Annotated in this window: 16 protein-coding genes; 4 read left to right on the plus strand and 12 right to left on the minus strand. The window is 63.1% G+C overall.

Annotation, left to right across the window (positions count from 1 at the left end; genetic code table 11):
* Positions 1-32: 32 nt before the first annotated feature.
* Entirely contained in the window at positions 33-938 is a 906-nt protein-coding gene (locus tag OVA00_RS20750) for an aminoglycoside phosphotransferase family protein (protein WP_268089556.1), read from the plus strand.
* A 330-nt stretch (positions 939-1,268) separates the two neighbouring features.
* A complete protein-coding gene (locus OVA00_RS20755; protein ID WP_113187482.1) occupies positions 1,269-2,018 on the plus strand; it encodes a F0F1 ATP synthase subunit A in 750 nt (249 codons plus the stop codon).
* Between the two features lie 40 nt (positions 2,019-2,058).
* On the opposite strand, the gene OVA00_RS20760 is transcribed toward OVA00_RS20755, so the two are convergent.
* From OVA00_RS20760 to OVA00_RS20775, 4 genes are read right to left on the minus strand one after another with little or no spacing between them, the layout of a single operon-like run.
* Complete coding sequence (locus OVA00_RS20760) at positions 2,059-2,910, minus strand: metal ABC transporter permease (RefSeq protein WP_113187417.1); 852 nt, start codon at positions 2,908-2,910, stop codon at positions 2,059-2,061.
* A complete protein-coding gene (locus OVA00_RS20765; RefSeq protein WP_034802481.1) occupies positions 2,907-3,767 on the minus strand; it encodes a metal ABC transporter permease in 861 nt (286 codons plus the stop codon). Before OVA00_RS20765 ends, OVA00_RS20760 begins: the two co-directional genes overlap by 4 nt.
* Positions 3,764-4,699: a manganese/iron ABC transporter ATP-binding protein gene (locus OVA00_RS20770; protein ID WP_034802478.1), complete on the minus strand. Its 936-nt coding sequence runs from the start codon at positions 4,697-4,699 to the stop codon at positions 3,764-3,766. The genes OVA00_RS20765 and OVA00_RS20770 overlap by 4 nt, the downstream gene beginning before the upstream one ends.
* Complete coding sequence (locus OVA00_RS20775; protein WP_034802475.1) at positions 4,696-5,601, minus strand: metal ABC transporter substrate-binding protein; 906 nt, start codon at positions 5,599-5,601, stop codon at positions 4,696-4,698. Before OVA00_RS20775 ends, OVA00_RS20770 begins: the two co-directional genes overlap by 4 nt.
* 121 nt (positions 5,602-5,722) lie before the next feature.
* Between OVA00_RS20775 and OVA00_RS20780 the strand changes: the two genes are divergently transcribed.
* Positions 5,723-6,151, plus strand: a complete 429-nt coding sequence (locus OVA00_RS20780) for a Fur family transcriptional regulator (RefSeq protein WP_034802472.1) — start codon at positions 5,723-5,725, stop codon at positions 6,149-6,151.
* A gap of 61 nt (positions 6,152-6,212) precedes the next feature.
* Here the strand turns inward: OVA00_RS20780 and OVA00_RS20785 are convergent, their stop codons facing one another.
* Together OVA00_RS20785 and OVA00_RS20790 are read right to left on the minus strand one after the other, a co-directional pair.
* Positions 6,213-7,124, minus strand: coding sequence for a DMT family transporter (locus tag OVA00_RS20785; RefSeq protein WP_060611070.1), 912 nt, complete (start codon positions 7,122-7,124; stop codon positions 6,213-6,215).
* A 158-nt stretch (positions 7,125-7,282) separates the two neighbouring features.
* Entirely contained in the window at positions 7,283-8,767 is a 1,485-nt protein-coding gene (locus OVA00_RS20790) for a nucleobase:cation symporter-2 family protein (protein ID WP_060611068.1), read from the minus strand.
* A gap of 384 nt (positions 8,768-9,151) precedes the next feature.
* Here OVA00_RS20790 and OVA00_RS20795 point away from each other — a divergent pair, with 384 nt between their 5' ends.
* Positions 9,152-9,559: a hypothetical protein gene (locus tag OVA00_RS20795; RefSeq protein ID WP_268089557.1), complete on the plus strand. Its 408-nt coding sequence runs from the start codon at positions 9,152-9,154 to the stop codon at positions 9,557-9,559.
* 117 nt (positions 9,560-9,676) lie between these two features.
* On the opposite strand, the gene OVA00_RS20800 is transcribed toward OVA00_RS20795, so the two are convergent.
* The 6 genes from OVA00_RS20800 to OVA00_RS20825 form a co-directional block, all read right to left on the minus strand.
* The gene (locus OVA00_RS20800) at positions 9,677-11,398 is read right to left on the minus strand and encodes an ABC transporter substrate-binding protein (RefSeq protein ID WP_034802459.1); all 1,722 of its coding nucleotides are present in this window, start codon (positions 11,396-11,398) and stop codon (positions 9,677-9,679) included.
* Positions 11,399-11,480: 82 nt separating this feature from the next.
* The gene (locus tag OVA00_RS20805; RefSeq protein ID WP_034802456.1) at positions 11,481-11,903 is read right to left on the minus strand and encodes a DUF2160 domain-containing protein; all 423 of its coding nucleotides are present in this window, start codon (positions 11,901-11,903) and stop codon (positions 11,481-11,483) included.
* Complete coding sequence (locus OVA00_RS20810) at positions 11,903-12,721, minus strand: carbohydrate ABC transporter permease (RefSeq protein WP_034802454.1); 819 nt, start codon at positions 12,719-12,721, stop codon at positions 11,903-11,905. Before OVA00_RS20810 ends, OVA00_RS20805 begins: the two co-directional genes overlap by 1 nt.
* A 22-nt stretch (positions 12,722-12,743) precedes the next feature.
* Positions 12,744-13,610 carry a carbohydrate ABC transporter permease gene (locus tag OVA00_RS20815; RefSeq protein ID WP_034802451.1) on the minus strand — a complete coding sequence of 289 codons (867 nt, stop codon included), beginning with the start codon at positions 13,608-13,610 and terminating at the stop codon, positions 12,744-12,746.
* 2 nt (positions 13,611-13,612) lie between these two features.
* Positions 13,613-14,683: an ABC transporter ATP-binding protein gene (locus tag OVA00_RS20820; protein WP_268089558.1), complete on the minus strand. Its 1,071-nt coding sequence runs from the start codon at positions 14,681-14,683 to the stop codon at positions 13,613-13,615.
* A gap of 21 nt (positions 14,684-14,704) precedes the next feature.
* Positions 14,705-15,775 (minus strand): ABC transporter ATP-binding protein, encoded by a 1,071-nt coding sequence (locus tag OVA00_RS20825; RefSeq protein ID WP_060521377.1) that lies wholly within the window; start codon positions 15,773-15,775, stop codon positions 14,705-14,707.
* Positions 15,776-15,877 lie beyond the last annotated feature (102 nt).

Raw genomic sequence — 15,877 nt, forward strand, 5'->3', positions numbered from 1 at the left:
CCGCAGACATTCAAACGGGGCGTACGTTCGTCATGACAGAGCCGACATCCGCAACTCCCTCGATCGACGTACCACTGGTGCGCCGGCTGCTCGCGGCGCAGTTTCCGCAATGGTCGGAACTCGACGTACGGCCGATCGAACCGGGCGGCTGGGATAACCGGACGTTTCGCCTCGGCGACCGGATGACCGTCCGGTTGCCGAGCGCCGAACACTACGTTCTGCAGGTCGAAAAGGAACATCGCTGGCTGCCGCTGCTGGCGTCGCAACTGCCGCTGCCCATTCCGGTGCCTCTCGGCAAGGGCGTGCCGGGAGAAGGTTTTCCCTGGCCCTGGTCGGTCTATCGTTATCTCCCCGGGCAAACACTGGCTGTCGAGCGGGTCGACGATGTCAGTCAGGTGGCGAAGGACCTGGCGCGGTTCCTGCGCGCGCTGATGCAAGCGGATGCCATCGGGGCACCCTTGCCCGGCGATCACAATTTCCATCGCGGCGGACCGCCCGCCTTCTATGACGCGCAGACGCGTCAGGCGCTCACGCTGCTTGCGGACAATGTCGATACGACAGTGGCAGCAGAGGTGTGGGAGGCCGCACTTGCCGCGTCTTTCGAAGGAGCGCCTGTCTGGTTTCACGGCGATATCGCCTGGGGCAACCTGCTGGTCGAGAACGGCAGCTTGAGCGGCGTCATCGACTTCGGCACCTCCGGCGTCGGGGATCCGGCCTGCGATCTGGCGATCGCCTGGACGTTTTTCGACGGCGAGAGCCGCGAGGTTTTCCGCGACGGCATGGCTCTCGATCGCGGCGCCTGGGCGCGCGGCCGCGGCTGGACCCTGTGGAAGGCGCTGATCGTCCTTGCCGACATGACTGGCGCGCCCGCGAGCGAAAAGGCAAAGCAGCGCGTGGTGATCGACGAGGTGCTTGCGGATCACCTTCGCTACGGCTGAGACCGGTTGGGCGGCGGCCAAGCGCCGACTTGACCCCGGCGCAAATTGCCTCTAGGTCAGGCTCACGCGGGACGACCCGCGTCGGTGTTTCGCCTGGGGACGGCCCCATTATCTCGACCGAGATATTGGAGACGATCGTACCATGCAGCCCCGTAGCCCGCGGCACGTCCGCGTGACCAGTTCCTTCATCGAGCAGCCCGATTGCCCCGCCGGAAGCCATCGTTTCGTGGAACGATCTCGGCCGCCGATCGCTTTCCCAACATATTGAAGCGCGCAGGTGGCCGCCTGCGCGCGCCGCCGCCGTTTCATCACCAACGCACGAGGTTGATGATGGCCGGACCCATCGAACAATTTGAGATCAAGTCGCTCTTCCCGATCGCCGAAGTCGGCGGCCACCAGATCAGCTTTACCAACTCGGCCGCCTACATGGTGCTGACGATCGCGATCGCCAGCCTCTTCCTGATCCTGTCGACCAGGAGACGCGGCCTCGTGCCGAACCGGGCGCAGTCGGCTGCCGAAATCCTCTATGAGTTTGCGGCAAAGACTTTGCGCGACAACGCCGGCGAAAAGGGCATGCGCTTCTTCCCGCTGGTGTTCTCGCTGTTCATGTTCATCCTGACCGCCAACCTGATCGGCATGTTTCCCTATGCCTTCACGGTAACGAGCCATATCGCCGTCACCTTCTCGCTGGCGATGCTGGTGTTCCTGACGGTCACGCTCTACGGCCTCTACCGGCACGGCCTCGGCTTTCTCAGGCTGTTCATGCCCTCAGGCGTGCCGTTGATCCTGGCACCGATCATCATCCCGATCGAGGTGGTCTCCTACCTGTCGCGCCCGGTCAGCCACTCGGTCCGTCTGTTCGCGGTCATGCTCGCCGGTCATATCACGCTCAAGGTTTTCGCCGGCTTCGTCGTGGGCTTGAGCGGTTTTGGCGCGCTTGGCATTCTGGCGGCGATCATGCCCCTGCTGATGACGGTGGCGCTGACGGGGCTGGAGCTGCTGATGGCCCTGATCCAGGCCTATATCTTCACCATGCTGACCTGCATGTATCTCAACGACGCGCTGCATCCGAGCCACTGAGAAAAGGCAAGAGGCTCCCCCGCCAAGGGGAGCCTCTTTTTCATTCGGCCGCCACGCGCCGGGCTTCGTTGCGGTAGGTCCGCCAGGACGACCAGGCGAAGGCCATCAGGAACATTGCGGTCATCAGGAGCACGATGGTCGGCGCCGGCGCGCTGTCGATGAAGAAGGACAGATAGACGCCGGCGAAGGACGCCGTCATCGCGATCAGCACGGCGACGATGAGCATCATGCCCATTGTCCGGGTGATCAGGAAGGCGATGGCGCCGGGCGCGATCAGCATGGCGATGGCGAGGATCAGCCCCACCGCCTTCAGCGCACCGACAATCGTTAGCGACAGGATCGCCAGCAGCCCATAGTGCAGCCAGTTGACCGGCAGGCCGACCGCCTTGGCCTGGGCCGGGTCGAAGGCATGCAGCAGGAAATCCCGCCACTTGACCGCGAGGATGCCGGCGGCGACGAGCGCGATCGCGCCGGTCTCGACAATGTCCGGCCAGCCGATGCCGAGCATGTCGCCGAAGAGGATGTGATCGAGGTGCACGTCGCTCTGGATCTTGGTGTAGAGCACCAGGCCGAAACCGAACATGCCGGAGAAGACCACGCCCATGACGGTATCCTGCTTGATGCGGCTGTTTTCCTTGAGATAGCCGGTGAGCAGCGCGCAGGACATGCCGGCGGCAAAGGCACCGACGGCGAGCGGCAGGCCGACGATGTAGGAGATCACCACGCCGGGAAAGACGGCATGTGAGATCGCATCGCCCATCAGCGACCAGCCCTTCAGCACCAGGAAGCAGGAGAGCATCGCGGTCGGGATCGCCACCAAGACCGAGATCAGAAGCGCGTTGCGCATGAACTCGAATTCGAACACGGCAAGCATCATGTCGAGCGAGATCATCGGCCGGCCTCCACCGGTTCGGCGCCGCGCCGGCGCGCGGCCAGAAGCCCGTGCTTCGGGGCAAAGACGAAGGCCGTCAGGAAGATCAGCGTCTGCAGCACGATGATGATGCCGCCGGTGGCGCCATCGAGGAAATAGCTGAAATAGGCGCCGAAGAAGCTCGTCAGCGTGCCGATGGCGACGCTGATGAGGATCAGCCGCGGAAAACGATCCGTCAGCAAATAGGCGGTGGCGCCGGGTGTTACGACCATGGCGATGACGAGAAAGGCGCCGACGGTCTGGAGGGCCGCGACCGTGCAGGCCGAAAGCAGCGTGAAGAACAAGACCTTGAGGAAGGTCGTCGGGATGCCGATCGAGCGGGCGTGGCTCTCGTCGAAGAAGGTCACCATCAGATCCTTCCACTTGGCCGTCAGGATGATGAGCGAGACGATGCCGATGATCGCCAGTTGCAGTGTGTCGGCGGGCGTGATCGCCAGGATGTTGCCGAGCACGATTGTCTGGATGTTCACCGACGTCGGCGACAGCGAGACCATGAAGAGGCCGAGGCCGAAGAAGGAGGTGAAGATCAGCCCGATGATCGTGTCTTCCTTGAGCCTTGTGCGCTGATTGAGAAACAGCATGGCGCCGGCGGCAAGGGCGCCGGAGAAGAAGGCGCCGAGCGAGAAGGGCAGGCCGAGCATGTAGGCGCCGGCAACGCCGGGCACAATCGAGTGCGAGAGCGCGTCGCCGATCAGCGACCAGCCCTTAAGCATCAGATAGGAGGACAGGAAGGCGCAGACGCCGCCGACCAGTGCGCTCACCCACATGGCGTTGAGCATGTAGCCGTAAGTGAAGGGTTCGGAGAGCGTGGCGATCATTTGCCGTTCTGTTCCCCGTTGGTCTCGGGCTTTGCCGGTTGCGCCACCATGCGGTCCTTGTCGCCATACATGACGAGCGGACGCTCGTCGTCGGTGATGACGGCAAGCTGGCGGGGATCGGCGTCGTCGTGCAGGCTATCGCCGCCGAGCACGAAGTGCCGCAGCACGCCACCGAAGGCGAGCTCGAGGTTCTCGCGGGTGAAGGTCGTCTCGGTCGGGCCATAGGCGAGCACGGTGTTCTTCAGAAGCACGGTGCGGTCGCAGAATTCCGGTACGCTGCCGAGATTGTGGGTCGAGACCAGCATGACCCGGCCCTCGTCGCGAAGGCCGATCAAAAGCCGAATGATCGCGTCCTCGGTTTTGACGTCGACGCCGGTGAAGGGTTCGTCGAGCAGGATGACCTTGCCGTCCTGGGCAAGGGCGCGTGCGAGGAAGACGCGCTTCTTCTGGCCGCCGGAGAGTTCGCCGATCTGGCGCTTGCGGTAGTCGCTCATGCCGACGCGGGCAAGGGCTGCCTCGACCGCTTCGTGATCGACTTTCTTCGGGATGCGCAACATGTTCATGTGGCCGTAACGGCCCATCATGACCACGTCCTCGACCAGCACCGGGAAGTTCCAGTCGACTTCTTCGGCCTGCGGCACATAGGCGACGAGGTTTTTCTTCAGCGCGTCCGGCACGGAAAGACCGAGGATCGCGATCTCGCCGCGCGACAGGCGGGCAAAGCCCATGATCGCCTTGAACAGCGTCGACTTGCCGCTGCCGTTGACGCCAACGAGCGCAGTGATCGTGCCGGTCGGGATCTCGAAACTGGCGTCACGCAGCGCCCGCAGGCCGTTGCGGTAGGTGACGGTGGCACCCGCGACGCGGATGCCGCTTCCTTGCTCACCGGAAGAAGGTGCTGGCCCGGAGCGCGTCTTCACCTGAAGGTTCATTGTGCAAGACCCTTGGCGATGGTTTCCGATGTGACGCGCAGCAGGTCGACATAGGTCGGAACCGGGCCGTCCGCTTCGCTCAAGGAATCAACGTAGAGCACACCGCCGTATTTTGCACCGGTCTCGCGCGCCACTTGTTCTGCCGGGTCCGGCGAAATCGTGCTTTCGGAGAAGACCACAGGGATATGGTTCGCCCGGACGGCGTCGATCACCTTGCGGACCTGCTGCGGGGTACCCTGCTGGTCGGCGTTGATCGGCCAGAGATAGAGTTCCTTCATTCCGAAATCGCGGATCAGGTAGCTGAAGGCGCCTTCGCTCGAGACCAGCCAGCGCTTGTCCTCGGGGATCTTGGCGATCTCGGCGCGGATCGGTGCAATGGTCGCCTCGATCTTCTGCTTATAGGCCTCGGCATTGGCCTTGTAGGTCTCGGCATTATCAGGGTCGTACTTCACGAAGGCGTCGCGGATGTTGTCGACATAGATCAACGCGGCCGATGGCGACATCCAGGCATGCGGATTGGGCTTGCCGGTATAGGGGCCCTCGGCAATGCCCATGGGGTCGATGCCGGTCGAGACGACGACACCGGGAACATCGTCGAAGTTCTGGAAGAATTTCTCGAACCAGCGCTCCAGGTTCAGGCCATTCCAGAGGATCAGCTTGGCGTCATGCGCCTTCAGGATATCGCGCGGCGTCGGCTGGTAGTTGTGGATCTCGGCGCCCGGCTTGGTGATCGATTCGACGATGGCCGCGTCGCCCGCGACGTTCTTTGCCATGTCGGCAATGACCGTAAAAGTCGTCACTGCCTTGAATTTCTCCTGCGCGTAAGCGGCGCCTGGAACGAGCGCAATGGCTGCGACGGCCGTCATTGCCGCCAGGATCGCGCGCCTCGTCTGATCGATCATTCTCTACTCCCAGATGTTGATGCTCACAGGAGTAGGGGAATGATTTGCATAAGTCAATGCAAATGAGAAGCATTCGCAACTAGCTATTTTCAAAGGCCGTGCCCTTGGCTAGTGTACGACCATGAAACAGAACAAGAATCGTGTCGAAGAACTGGAAGGCGTGTTGAGGGATGGCGGCGTGCGCGTGACGCGCCAGCGTGCCGCTATTCTGAAGATCCTCGCCACCGCCGAAGACCATCCGGATGCAAACGAACTGCATCGCCGGGCGAAGGAAATCGACGCCACCGTCTCGCTATCGACGGTCTACCGGACGTTGTCTGCGCTTGAGCAACAGGGCGTGGTGCAGCGCCATGCCTTTGAGAGTGCGACCGCTCGCTTCGAGACCGCCGACGCGCCGCACCACGATCATCTGATCGACATCGACACCGGTGCGGTGATCGAGTTCCGCTCCGACAAGATCGAGCAGCTTCAGGCGGAAATCGCCGCCGAACTCGGCTATGACCTCGTACGTCACCGGCTGGAACTCTACTGCCGCAAGCGCAAGGACTGAGGCGTCGGCAATGGCGCGCCAGACGGCGCGAGCAATCTCTTCTCTTTATCCGTAAGTGGCCTCAGCCGCGGTCGGCGATCGCGTCGCCGCGTCGCCGCGCCGGAATGGTCATGGCCGCGACCCCGACGATGACGCAGCCAAGGCCGATCCAGGCGGTGTCCGACAGCCGTTCGCCGAGGAAGAGCGAGCCGATGGCAACGCCGATCGGCACGCGCAGATAGGCCTGTGCCGTGGCGCCGACCGAGCCCAGTGTCTGGATCAGCCGGAAGTAGATGGCAAAGGCAAGGGCGGTCGAGAAGACGGCGAGGCCGAGCAGTGCCAGCAGCGACTCCGTCGACGGCGCAAGCGTCCAGGGCCTGTCGACGACGAGGCTTACCGGGATCAGCAGGGCAGCACCTGCGATCAACGAGCCGGCGGCGGGCATCATCGGGTCGAGCCCCTTGAAGCCGCGACCGAAGATGGCGGCGCCCGCGTAGCAGACGGTGGCGAGCACCACGGCCAACTGTGGCAGCAACTGTTCCCCGAGGCCGCCGAAGGCCTCCATGCCGATGATCAGGCTGATGCCGGTCATGCCGGCGACGATGCCAACGAGCTTGCGGGCCGTGACCGCTTCGTGGCGGGTGATCAGCGCCGTCATCAGGAAGGCGAAGATCGGCGTCGTCGCATTGAGGATCGAGGCGATGCCGGCATCGATCGTCTGCTCGGCCCAGGCGATCAGCGTGAAGGGCACAACGCTGTTGAGGCAGGCCTGGAACAGGAAGCGCCGCCAGGTCGCCGCGTCACGCGGCAGGCTGAGACCACGCCAGCGCAGAACGGCAAGAAGAAGCGCGCCGGCAATCAGGGTGCGGGCGGCAATCAGCGTAACCGGCGGAATGGTCTCGATGCCGATCTTGATGAAGGTGTAGGAGGCGCCCCAGAGCGTTGCGAGCGCAAGAAGCAGCAGGAGTTCGAGAGAAAGGTTGGTCTTGGCCATCGGGATCGCATCCTTGTGTCGTCATTGTTGCCATCGTTCTAGCGCGACGCTTACGGCGGATGCTTCGTTGGCGATCGAAGTATCGGGATCCTCCGAGATGTGAAAAAGCGGAACCCCGGCTTTCGTGGGAAAGCCGGGGTTCCGTGATTGCGGGTGGCTCAATGGCTGTCGGCGAGCTTGGCCGCGTTGACGCTGGCTGTGCTTTCGAAGCTGAGGCCATTGAAGAAGGCGTTGAGCACGACGGCCGAGATCGAGGCAAGCACGATGCCGGACTCGATGATCGGGTGGATCGCATGCGGCAGCCAGATCAGGAAGTTCGGCGCGATCAGCGGGATCAGGCCGAAGCCGACCGAGACGGCGACCACGAACAGGTTGTTGCGCGACGACTTGAAATCGACGGTCGACAGGATGCGCACGCCGGTCGCAGCGACCATGCCGAACATCACCAGGCCGGCGCCGCCGAGCACGAAGGTCGGAACCGCTTCGACCAGTGCGCCCATCTTCGGGATGAGGCCGAGCGCGATCATGATGACGCCCCCCATCACGCAGACGTAGCGGCTCTTGACGCCGGTGACGCCGACAAGCCCGACATTCTGCGAGAAGCTCGTGTAGGGGAAGGTGTTGAACAGGCCGCCGATCATGGTGCCGAGGCCATCGACCCTGAGCCCCGCCGTCAACTGCTGCCGCGAGACTTCGCGATTGGTGATTTCGCCGAGTGCCAGGAACATGCCGGTCGATTCGATCATCACGACGATCATCACCAGCGACATGGTGGCGATCAGCACCGGATCGAAGATCGGTATGCCGAAGCGCAGCGGCGTGACCACGGCAAACCAGCCGGCATCGGCCACCCGGTCGAAATGCATCATGCCGAGTGCTGCGGCGACGACGCAGCCGACGACGACGCCGGTCAGCACCGCGATGTTGCTGATCAGTCCGCGGCCGAAGCGGGCGATCACGAGAATGGAGAGAAGCACGAAGCCGGCCAGCGCGATGTGGCTCGGCTCGGCGTAGAGCGGGTTCGGCACGCTGGCGCCAAGCACCAGGCCGTCCGGTACCGCCGGGCCTCCGGTGGCCGCGGCCTTCTTGAGCTCCGCCAGCCATTCCGCATGGCTCGGATCGACGAGCTTGGGTGCGGTCGGACCGAAGGGATTGCCGAAGATCCAGTTCACGCCGACGCGCATCAGCGAAACGCCGATGACGAGAATGATCGTGCCGGTGACGACGGGGGGGAAGAACCTCAGTAGCCGGCCCATGACCGGCGCGAGCAGGAGCGCGACGAGGCCGGCGCCGATGATGGCGCCGAAGATCATCCGGGCACCCTCTTGCCCGGGTGTCATCGCCGCCATCGAGACCATCGGGCCGACCGAGGCGAAAGTAACGCCCATCATGACCGGAAGCCGGATGCCGATGCTGCGGCCGAGGCCAAGCGACTGGATGATGGTGACGAGACCGCAAACGAAAAGATCGGCGGAAATCAGGAAAGCGACGTCCTGGGGGCTGAGCTGCAAGGCGCGGCCGACGATCAGGGGCACCGCGACGGCGCCGCCATACATGACAAGGACATGCTGCAACCCGAGGGTCGCAAGTCTGCCCACGGGCAGCCTCTCGTCCACCGGGTGTATGCTGGAAACGTCGCTCATGGTTCCTCCTCCCATTACATCGACCAGTCCGGCCCCCCGTCCTCCAACAGGGGAACCGCTATCTTCGGTTGTCGAGACAGAATGTCGCAAGTATCGCCGGAACGAAAACACTTTCCGGATTTCGGGGGAAATTGTCGAGGGGTGATCGGGGCGGGAAAGGTTCGGATTTGCCCGTCGAATGGCTCCGACCGGGCAGGTATTGCCGAAGAAAGCCTCAAGGCGCGCCAACGAACAGCTTGATCCTAGCAACGATGCAACGTTGCTGCAATGCGAAGCGACGATGGTTCGTCGCGCCGGGTGCGAAGGCTCCGCCGCGGTTCGTTGGGGATCATGTCGATGAAATCTTGCAGAGTGGCCTTTTCGTCTCCCTGCCGTGCGCTTTTCGTGCTGCTGATCGTTCTCTGGCCGGCGGTCGCCGGGGCGAGCGGCGTCAGCTTCCAGGGGCAATGGCATCAGGTCACGTCCGGCGCCGGTGACTGCGAGAGCTGCTCGGTCGAGATCCGGCGGAACGGCCCCGTGCTGAAGGTGACGGCGAGGGATGGATGGTTCGCGGTGACTCATCTCGGGCGCGTCGGCGGCGGTTCGAGCGCTGCGGGCATCGGGCGCTGGAACGAGGACGGCGCCGGCCGCTATCGCGGCAAGCCGTTCGACATCCGCATCACGATCGTCGATGAGCATCTCCACATGGATATGAGCGTGCGGATGGATGATGGCTCGACGCAGGCGGTCAGGGCCATCTTCGACAAGCGACGATCCGAGAAATCCGGACGCCTGCGGCTTGCGCACATGTAGGCGCGACAGGTCTTTTCACGCCTATGGGCAAAGAAATACCGGGGCCGTTGCCGACCCCGGTGCCGCATCTCCCGAGGAGATGAGGGCCGCCCGTTTTGCAGGCGGTCCGTTGGTTTCTTACTTCTGCCAGCTCTTGACCAGATCGTCGTAGTTGACGGTCTGCGGCTTTTCCTTCTCGTTCTCGATCTTCAGCTGCGGAGCGAGGTTGCCCTTGGAAACGGCATCCTTGTTCCAGTACTCGAGATCGTGCTCTTCGGCGAGCTTCGGACCGATGTCGCCCTGAACGCCCGAGCGTTCGAGACGGGAGAGAACCTTCTCCTGCTCGGCGCACAGCGAGTCCATGGCTTCCTGAGCGGTCTTGGCACCCGAGGATGCATCGCCGATCGCCTGCCACCAAAGCTGAGCCAGCTTCGGATAGTCAGGAACGTTCGTGCCGGTCGGCGACCACTGCAGGCGGGCCGGCGAACGGTAGAACTCGATCAGACCGCCGAGCTTCGGAGCGCGGTCCGTGAAGCTCTTGTGGTCGAGCGTCGACTGGCGGATGAAGGTGAGGCCGACATGGCTCTTCTTCACGTCGACGGTCTTCGAGGTCACAAACTGCGCATAGAGCCAGGCGGCCTTGGCGCGGTCGTCAGGCGTGGACTTCAGCAGCGTCCAGGAACCGGCGTCCTGGTAACCGAGCTTCATGCCGTCCTTCCAGTAGACGCCATGCGGGCTCGGAGCAAAACGCCACTTCGGCGTGCCGTCCTCGTTGACGACGGGCAGGCCCGGCTTGACGAAGTCGGCGGTGAACGCCGTGTAGGTGAACATCTGCTGGGCGACTTCGCCCTGCGACGGAACCGGGCCGGATTCCGAGAAGGTCATGCCCTGCGCAGCTGCCGGTGCGTAGGCCTTCATCCAGTCGAGATACTTCTGGATGGAGTAGACAGCGGCCGGGCCGTTGGTGTCGCCACCGCGGGCAACGCAGGAGCCGACCGGACGCGAGTTTTCGTCGACCTTGATGCCCCACTCGTCGACCGGCTTGCCGTTCGGGATGCCCTTGTCGCCGTTGCCGGCCATCGACAGCCAGGCGTCGGTGAAGCGCCAGCCGAGCGACGGGTCCTTCTTGCCGTAGTCCATGTGGCCATAGACTTTCTTGCCGTCGACTTCGCGACCGGTGAAGAACTCGGCGATATCCTCATAGGCCGACCAGTTGACCGGAACGCCGAGGTCGTAGCCGTACTTCGCCTTGAAGTCCGCCTTGTTCTTCTCGTCGTTGAACCAGTCGTAGCGGAACCAGTAGAGGTTCGCGAACTGCTGGTCGGGAAGCTGGTAGAGCTTGCCATCCGGTGCTGTCGTGAACGATTTGCCGATGAAGTCGTCGATGTCGAGGTTCGGGTTGGTGACGTCCTTGCCTTCATTGGCCATGAAGTCGGTCAGGCTGCGGGCCTGCTGGTAACGCCAATGGGTACCGATCAGATCCGAGTCGTTGATGTAGGCGTCATAAACGTTTTCGCCCGACTGCATCTGAGTCTGCAGCTTTTCGACGACGTCGCCTTCGCCGATCAGGTCGTGGGTGATCTTGATGCCGGTGATGTCGGAGAAGGCCTTGGCCAGGGTCTTCGATTCGTATTCATGGGTGGTGATCGTTTCGGAAACGACCTTGATTTCCATGCCGGCAAAGGGCTTCGCCGCATCGACGAACCACTGCATTTCGGCTTCCTGTCCGGCGCGGTCGAGCGAGGACATGTCGCCGATCTCGCTGTCGAGGAACTTCTTGGCTTCGTCCATGCCGGCAAAAGCGCTGCCGGTGAAAGCCAGCAGCATAGCTGCCGTCGTAGTCAAAAGATGCCGTCGCATAATTCCCTCCCTTAGGTTTGCGAATGCGGTTCTTTATCTTTCGAGGGGCCGCCCGTCTGGCGGCCCCTCAAATCGGTTCGCCTCAGACGTAGCGGAAGACGCCGACTGCATAGACCAGGGAGAGCGCGAGCGCCCACCACAGGTTCTGCCCGCCGACGAAGCCGAGCCATGCGAGGTGAATGAAGGCGCTGCCGAGCAGTGACACGAAGAGGCGATCGCCCCGTGTCGTCTCGAAGCGCAGGATGCCGACGCGCGGGTTGCCACCGGGCGAGGCATATTCCCAGACCGCCATCATCGACAGCAGTGCGAAGATCGTCAGGAAGAACATGGCCGACGGAAACGACCAGGCCATCCAGCCACCGGGGATGAGCGGCGCGAACCAGTCGCGCGCGCCGTCCTTGATGGGCAGCATGCTGAAGAGCAGCCCGGCAACGGCGGCGTAGACGACGAGAACGGCGGCAAACGGCAGTTGCCAGCGGGCGTTGCGAACGGGTTGAGCGGTCATCATACCCTCCCCAGGGCAAAGCCCTTGGCGATGTAGTTGCGAACGAAATAGATCACGAGTGCGCCCGGAATGATGGTGAGCACGCCGGCGGCCGCCAGCACGCCCCAGTCGAGACCGGAAGCGGAGACCGTGCGGGTCATGGTGGCGGCGATCGGCTTGGCGTCCGTGGTCGTCAGCGTGCGGGCAAGCAGCAGTTCGACCCAGGAGAACATGAAGCAGAAGAACGCAGCGACACCGATGCCCGAGGCGATCAGCGGCATGAAGATCTTCACGAAGAAGCGCGGGAACGAGTAACCGTCGATATAGGCGGTCTCGTCGATCTCCTTCGGCACGCCCGACATGAAGCCTTCCAGGATCCAGACCGCGAGCGGCACGTTGAACAGGCAGTGCGCAAGGGCAACCGCGATGTGCGTGTCGATCAGGCCGAAGGCCGAATAGAGCTGGAAGAAGGGCAGCGCGAAGACGGCCGGCGGCGCCATGCGGTTGGTCAAGAGCCAGAAGAACAGGTGCTTGTCGCCGAGGAAGCGGTAGCGCGAGAAGGCGTAGGCCGCCGGCAGCGCTGCCGTCACCGAGATCACCGTGTTCATGACGACGTAGATGATCGAGTTGATGTAGCCGTTGTACCAGGAGGGATCGGTGAAGATCACCTGGTAGTTCCGGAGCGTCGGATTGACCGGCCAGAGCGAGAACGTGCTCAGGATCTCGCTCGTTTCCTTGAAGCTCATGTTGACGAGCCAATAGATCGGCAGGAGCAGGAAGACGATGTAGACCGTCGGCACCAGCCAGGAGAGGCGTTCGGTAAGTGGTTGTTTTTGCATTTTGTTTCTCCTCCCGCCTTTGTCAGCCCTGCGCGTCGCTCGTGGTCATCACGGTGTAGAAGATCCACGAGAGCAGCAGGATGATGAGGAAGTAGATGATCGATAGCGCTGCCGCCGGACCGAGGTCGAACTGGCCGATGGCCGTTTTGACGAGGTCGATGGACAGGAAGGTTGTCGAGTTGCCGGGACCGCCGCCGGTGACGACGAAGGGCTCGGTGTAGATCATGAAGCTATCCATGAACCGCAACAGGAAGGCGATCAAAAGCACGCGCTTCATCTTCGGCAGCTGGATGTAGCGGAACACCGACCAGCGCGAGGCGCCGTCGATCTTGGCCGCCTGGTAATAGGCGTCGGGGATCGAGACGAGGCCGGCATAGCAGAGCAGGACGACGAGGCTCGTCCAGTGCCAGACGTCCATGACGATCAGCGTGACCCAGGCGGCAACGGGGTTCTGCACGTAATTGTAGTTGATGCCGATCGCTTCGAGCGTGCGGCCGAGCAGGCCGATGTCGACGCGGCCGAAGACCTGCCAGATGGTGCCGACGACGTTCCACGGGATCAAGAGCGGCAGCGCCATCAGGACGAGGCAGACCGGCACGCCGAGACCCTTCTTCGGCATGTTGAGCGCGATGATGATGCCGAGCGGGATTTCGATCGCCAGAATGATCGCCGAGAAGATCAGGTTGCGGCTGAGCGCGTCCCAGAAGCGGTCCGACGTCAGCACCTGCACGTACCAGTCGGTGCCGGCCCAGAAGAACTGGTTGTTGCCGAAGGTGTCCTGGACCGAATAGTTGACGACGGTCATCAGCGGGATGACGGCCGAGAAGGCGACCAGCACGAGGACCGGCAGCACCATGAACCAGGCCTTGTTGTTCCAGGTTTTCTCCATGGTCAGGCCTCCTCGCCGACGCGCCAGGAATCGGCGTAGATATTGATGGCTTTCGGATCGAAGGTGACGCGCGGCTCGGCGGGGATCTCGCCGTCCTCGTCGACGATGATCGAGATCGGCTGGTCGGCAAAACGGGCGCGCACGATCTTGTGGCGGCCGATATCCTCGACCTTGGTGATCGCGACCGGCATGCCTTCGCGACCGAGCGAGACGAATTCCGGGCGGATGCCGAGCTCGGTCTTGGCGCCGGCCTTGACCTTGGGCTGGAAGGTGAGGCCCAACTGCTCGCCGCCGATCGTCGCGGTGCCGCCGTCGAGCTTGACCGGCAGCACGTTCATGCCCGGCGAGCCGATGAAGTAGCCGACAAAGGTGTGGCGCGGGCGCTCGAAGAGTTCCGCCGGCGTGCCGATCTGCACGATCTGGCCGTCATACATGACGACGACCTTGTCGGCGAAGGTCAGCGCCTCGGTCTGGTCGTGGGTGACGTAGACCATGGTGAAGCCGAACTGCTTGTGCAGGCGCTTGCTCTGTGAGCGCAGCACCCACTTCATTTCCGGATCGATGACCGTCAGCGGTTCGTCGAAGAGGATCGCGCTGACGTCGTTGCGCACGAGGCCGCGGCCGAGCGAGATCTTCTGCTTCTGGTCGGCGGTGAGGCCCCGAGCCGTCTTCTTCGCCCAGCCGCCAAGGCCGATCATCTCGATCGTTTCCTTGACGCGGCGGTCGACCTCGGCCTCCGGCACATGCCGGTTGCGCAAGGGGAAGGCCAGATTATCGTAAACCGTCATCGTGTCGTAGATGACCGGGAACTGGAACACCTGGGCGATGTTGCGTTCCTGGGTCGACAGATGCGTCACGTCCTTGCCGTCGAAGAGGATCTCGCCTTCGGACGGGTTGATCAGGCCAGAGATAATGTTGAGCAGCGTGGTCTTGCCGCAGCCGGAGGGCCCGAGCAGCGCATAGGCGCCGCCGTCGTTCCACTCGTGGTGCACTTCCTTCAGCGCGTAGTCGTTTTCCGACTTCGGCTTGGCGCCATAGGCGTGGCGGATATGGTTGAGATTGATGCGTGCCATGTTTTCCTCCCAGCGCCTCCTTTAGGCCGTGCCGCCGATGGCGCGTCCGTCCGGCCCGAAGGCCATGAGATGGCGGGTATCGACGAAGACCTCGAGGGTCGCGTCGGGTTCGATGTCGTGAATGCCCGGCGCCAGCATCACCCAGCGCGCATTGGCAAAACCGACGTGAATGAAGCTTTCGGAGCCGGCAATTTCGGAGATCGCCGTCTTCACCGTCAGCGCATCGCCGCCGCCCTGCGGGCGGTCAAACGACAGGTGATGCGGCTGGAAGGCGACGGTGCAGGGACCGTCGCCAATGCCAGCCAGATGTGCCGGGACGGTGAGCACAGACTTGCCGTCGAGCGTGAAGGCCGAGCCTGATTTGACCAGCTCGATGCAGTTCAGCGGCGGATCGGCGAAGGTGCGGGCGGTGATCAGGTCGACCGGGCGGCGATAGACGTCGATTGTCTTGTCGAACTGGGTGATGCGGCCCTGGCTGAGGGCTGCGGTGTTGCCGCCGAGCAGCAGCGCTTCCGAAGGCTCGGTCGTCGCATAGACGAAGATGGCGCCGGAGGCGGCGAAAATCTTCGGCAGTTCCTCGCGCAGTTCCTCGCGCAGCTTGTAGTCGAGGTTGGCGAGCGGTTCGTCGAGCAGCACCAGATCGGCGTTCTTGACGATGGCGCGGGCAAGTGCCGTGCGCTGCTGCTGGCCACCCGAGAGGTTCAAGGGCGTGCGGTCGAGATAAGGCGTCAGCTTCAGCAGATCGGCCGCCTTGCGCACCTCGCGGTCGATGGTGGCGGTGTCGGCGCCGCTGATGCGCATCGGTGAGGCGATGTTTTCGTAAACGGTCATCGCCGGATAGTTGATGAACTGCTGGTAGACCATGGCGACCGAACGCTTCTGCACCGGCAGGCCGGTGACGTCGGCGCCGTCGAAAAGGAGCGAACCGGAAGCGGGCTTGTCGAGACCGGCCATCAGCCGCATCAGCGACGTCTTGCCGGAAAGGGTCGGGCCGAGCAGAACGTTCAGCGACCCCCTCTCCAGCACCAGGTCGGTCGGGTAGATATGCGTCTCCCCGCCTACGACCTTGGATATCTTCTTCATTTCAAGCATTGAATTCTCCACCCAGCCTGTCGGCAGTCCGAGCGTCTTCCACCCCAGCGTGGAAACGCTCTCTCTCATCGGTTTTCTGCATTTCCGGGCGCGCGCGCCCGT

This window comes from Ensifer sp. SL37, from assembly GCF_026672675.1.
Lineage (GTDB): Bacteria > Pseudomonadota > Alphaproteobacteria > Rhizobiales > Rhizobiaceae > Ensifer > Ensifer adhaerens.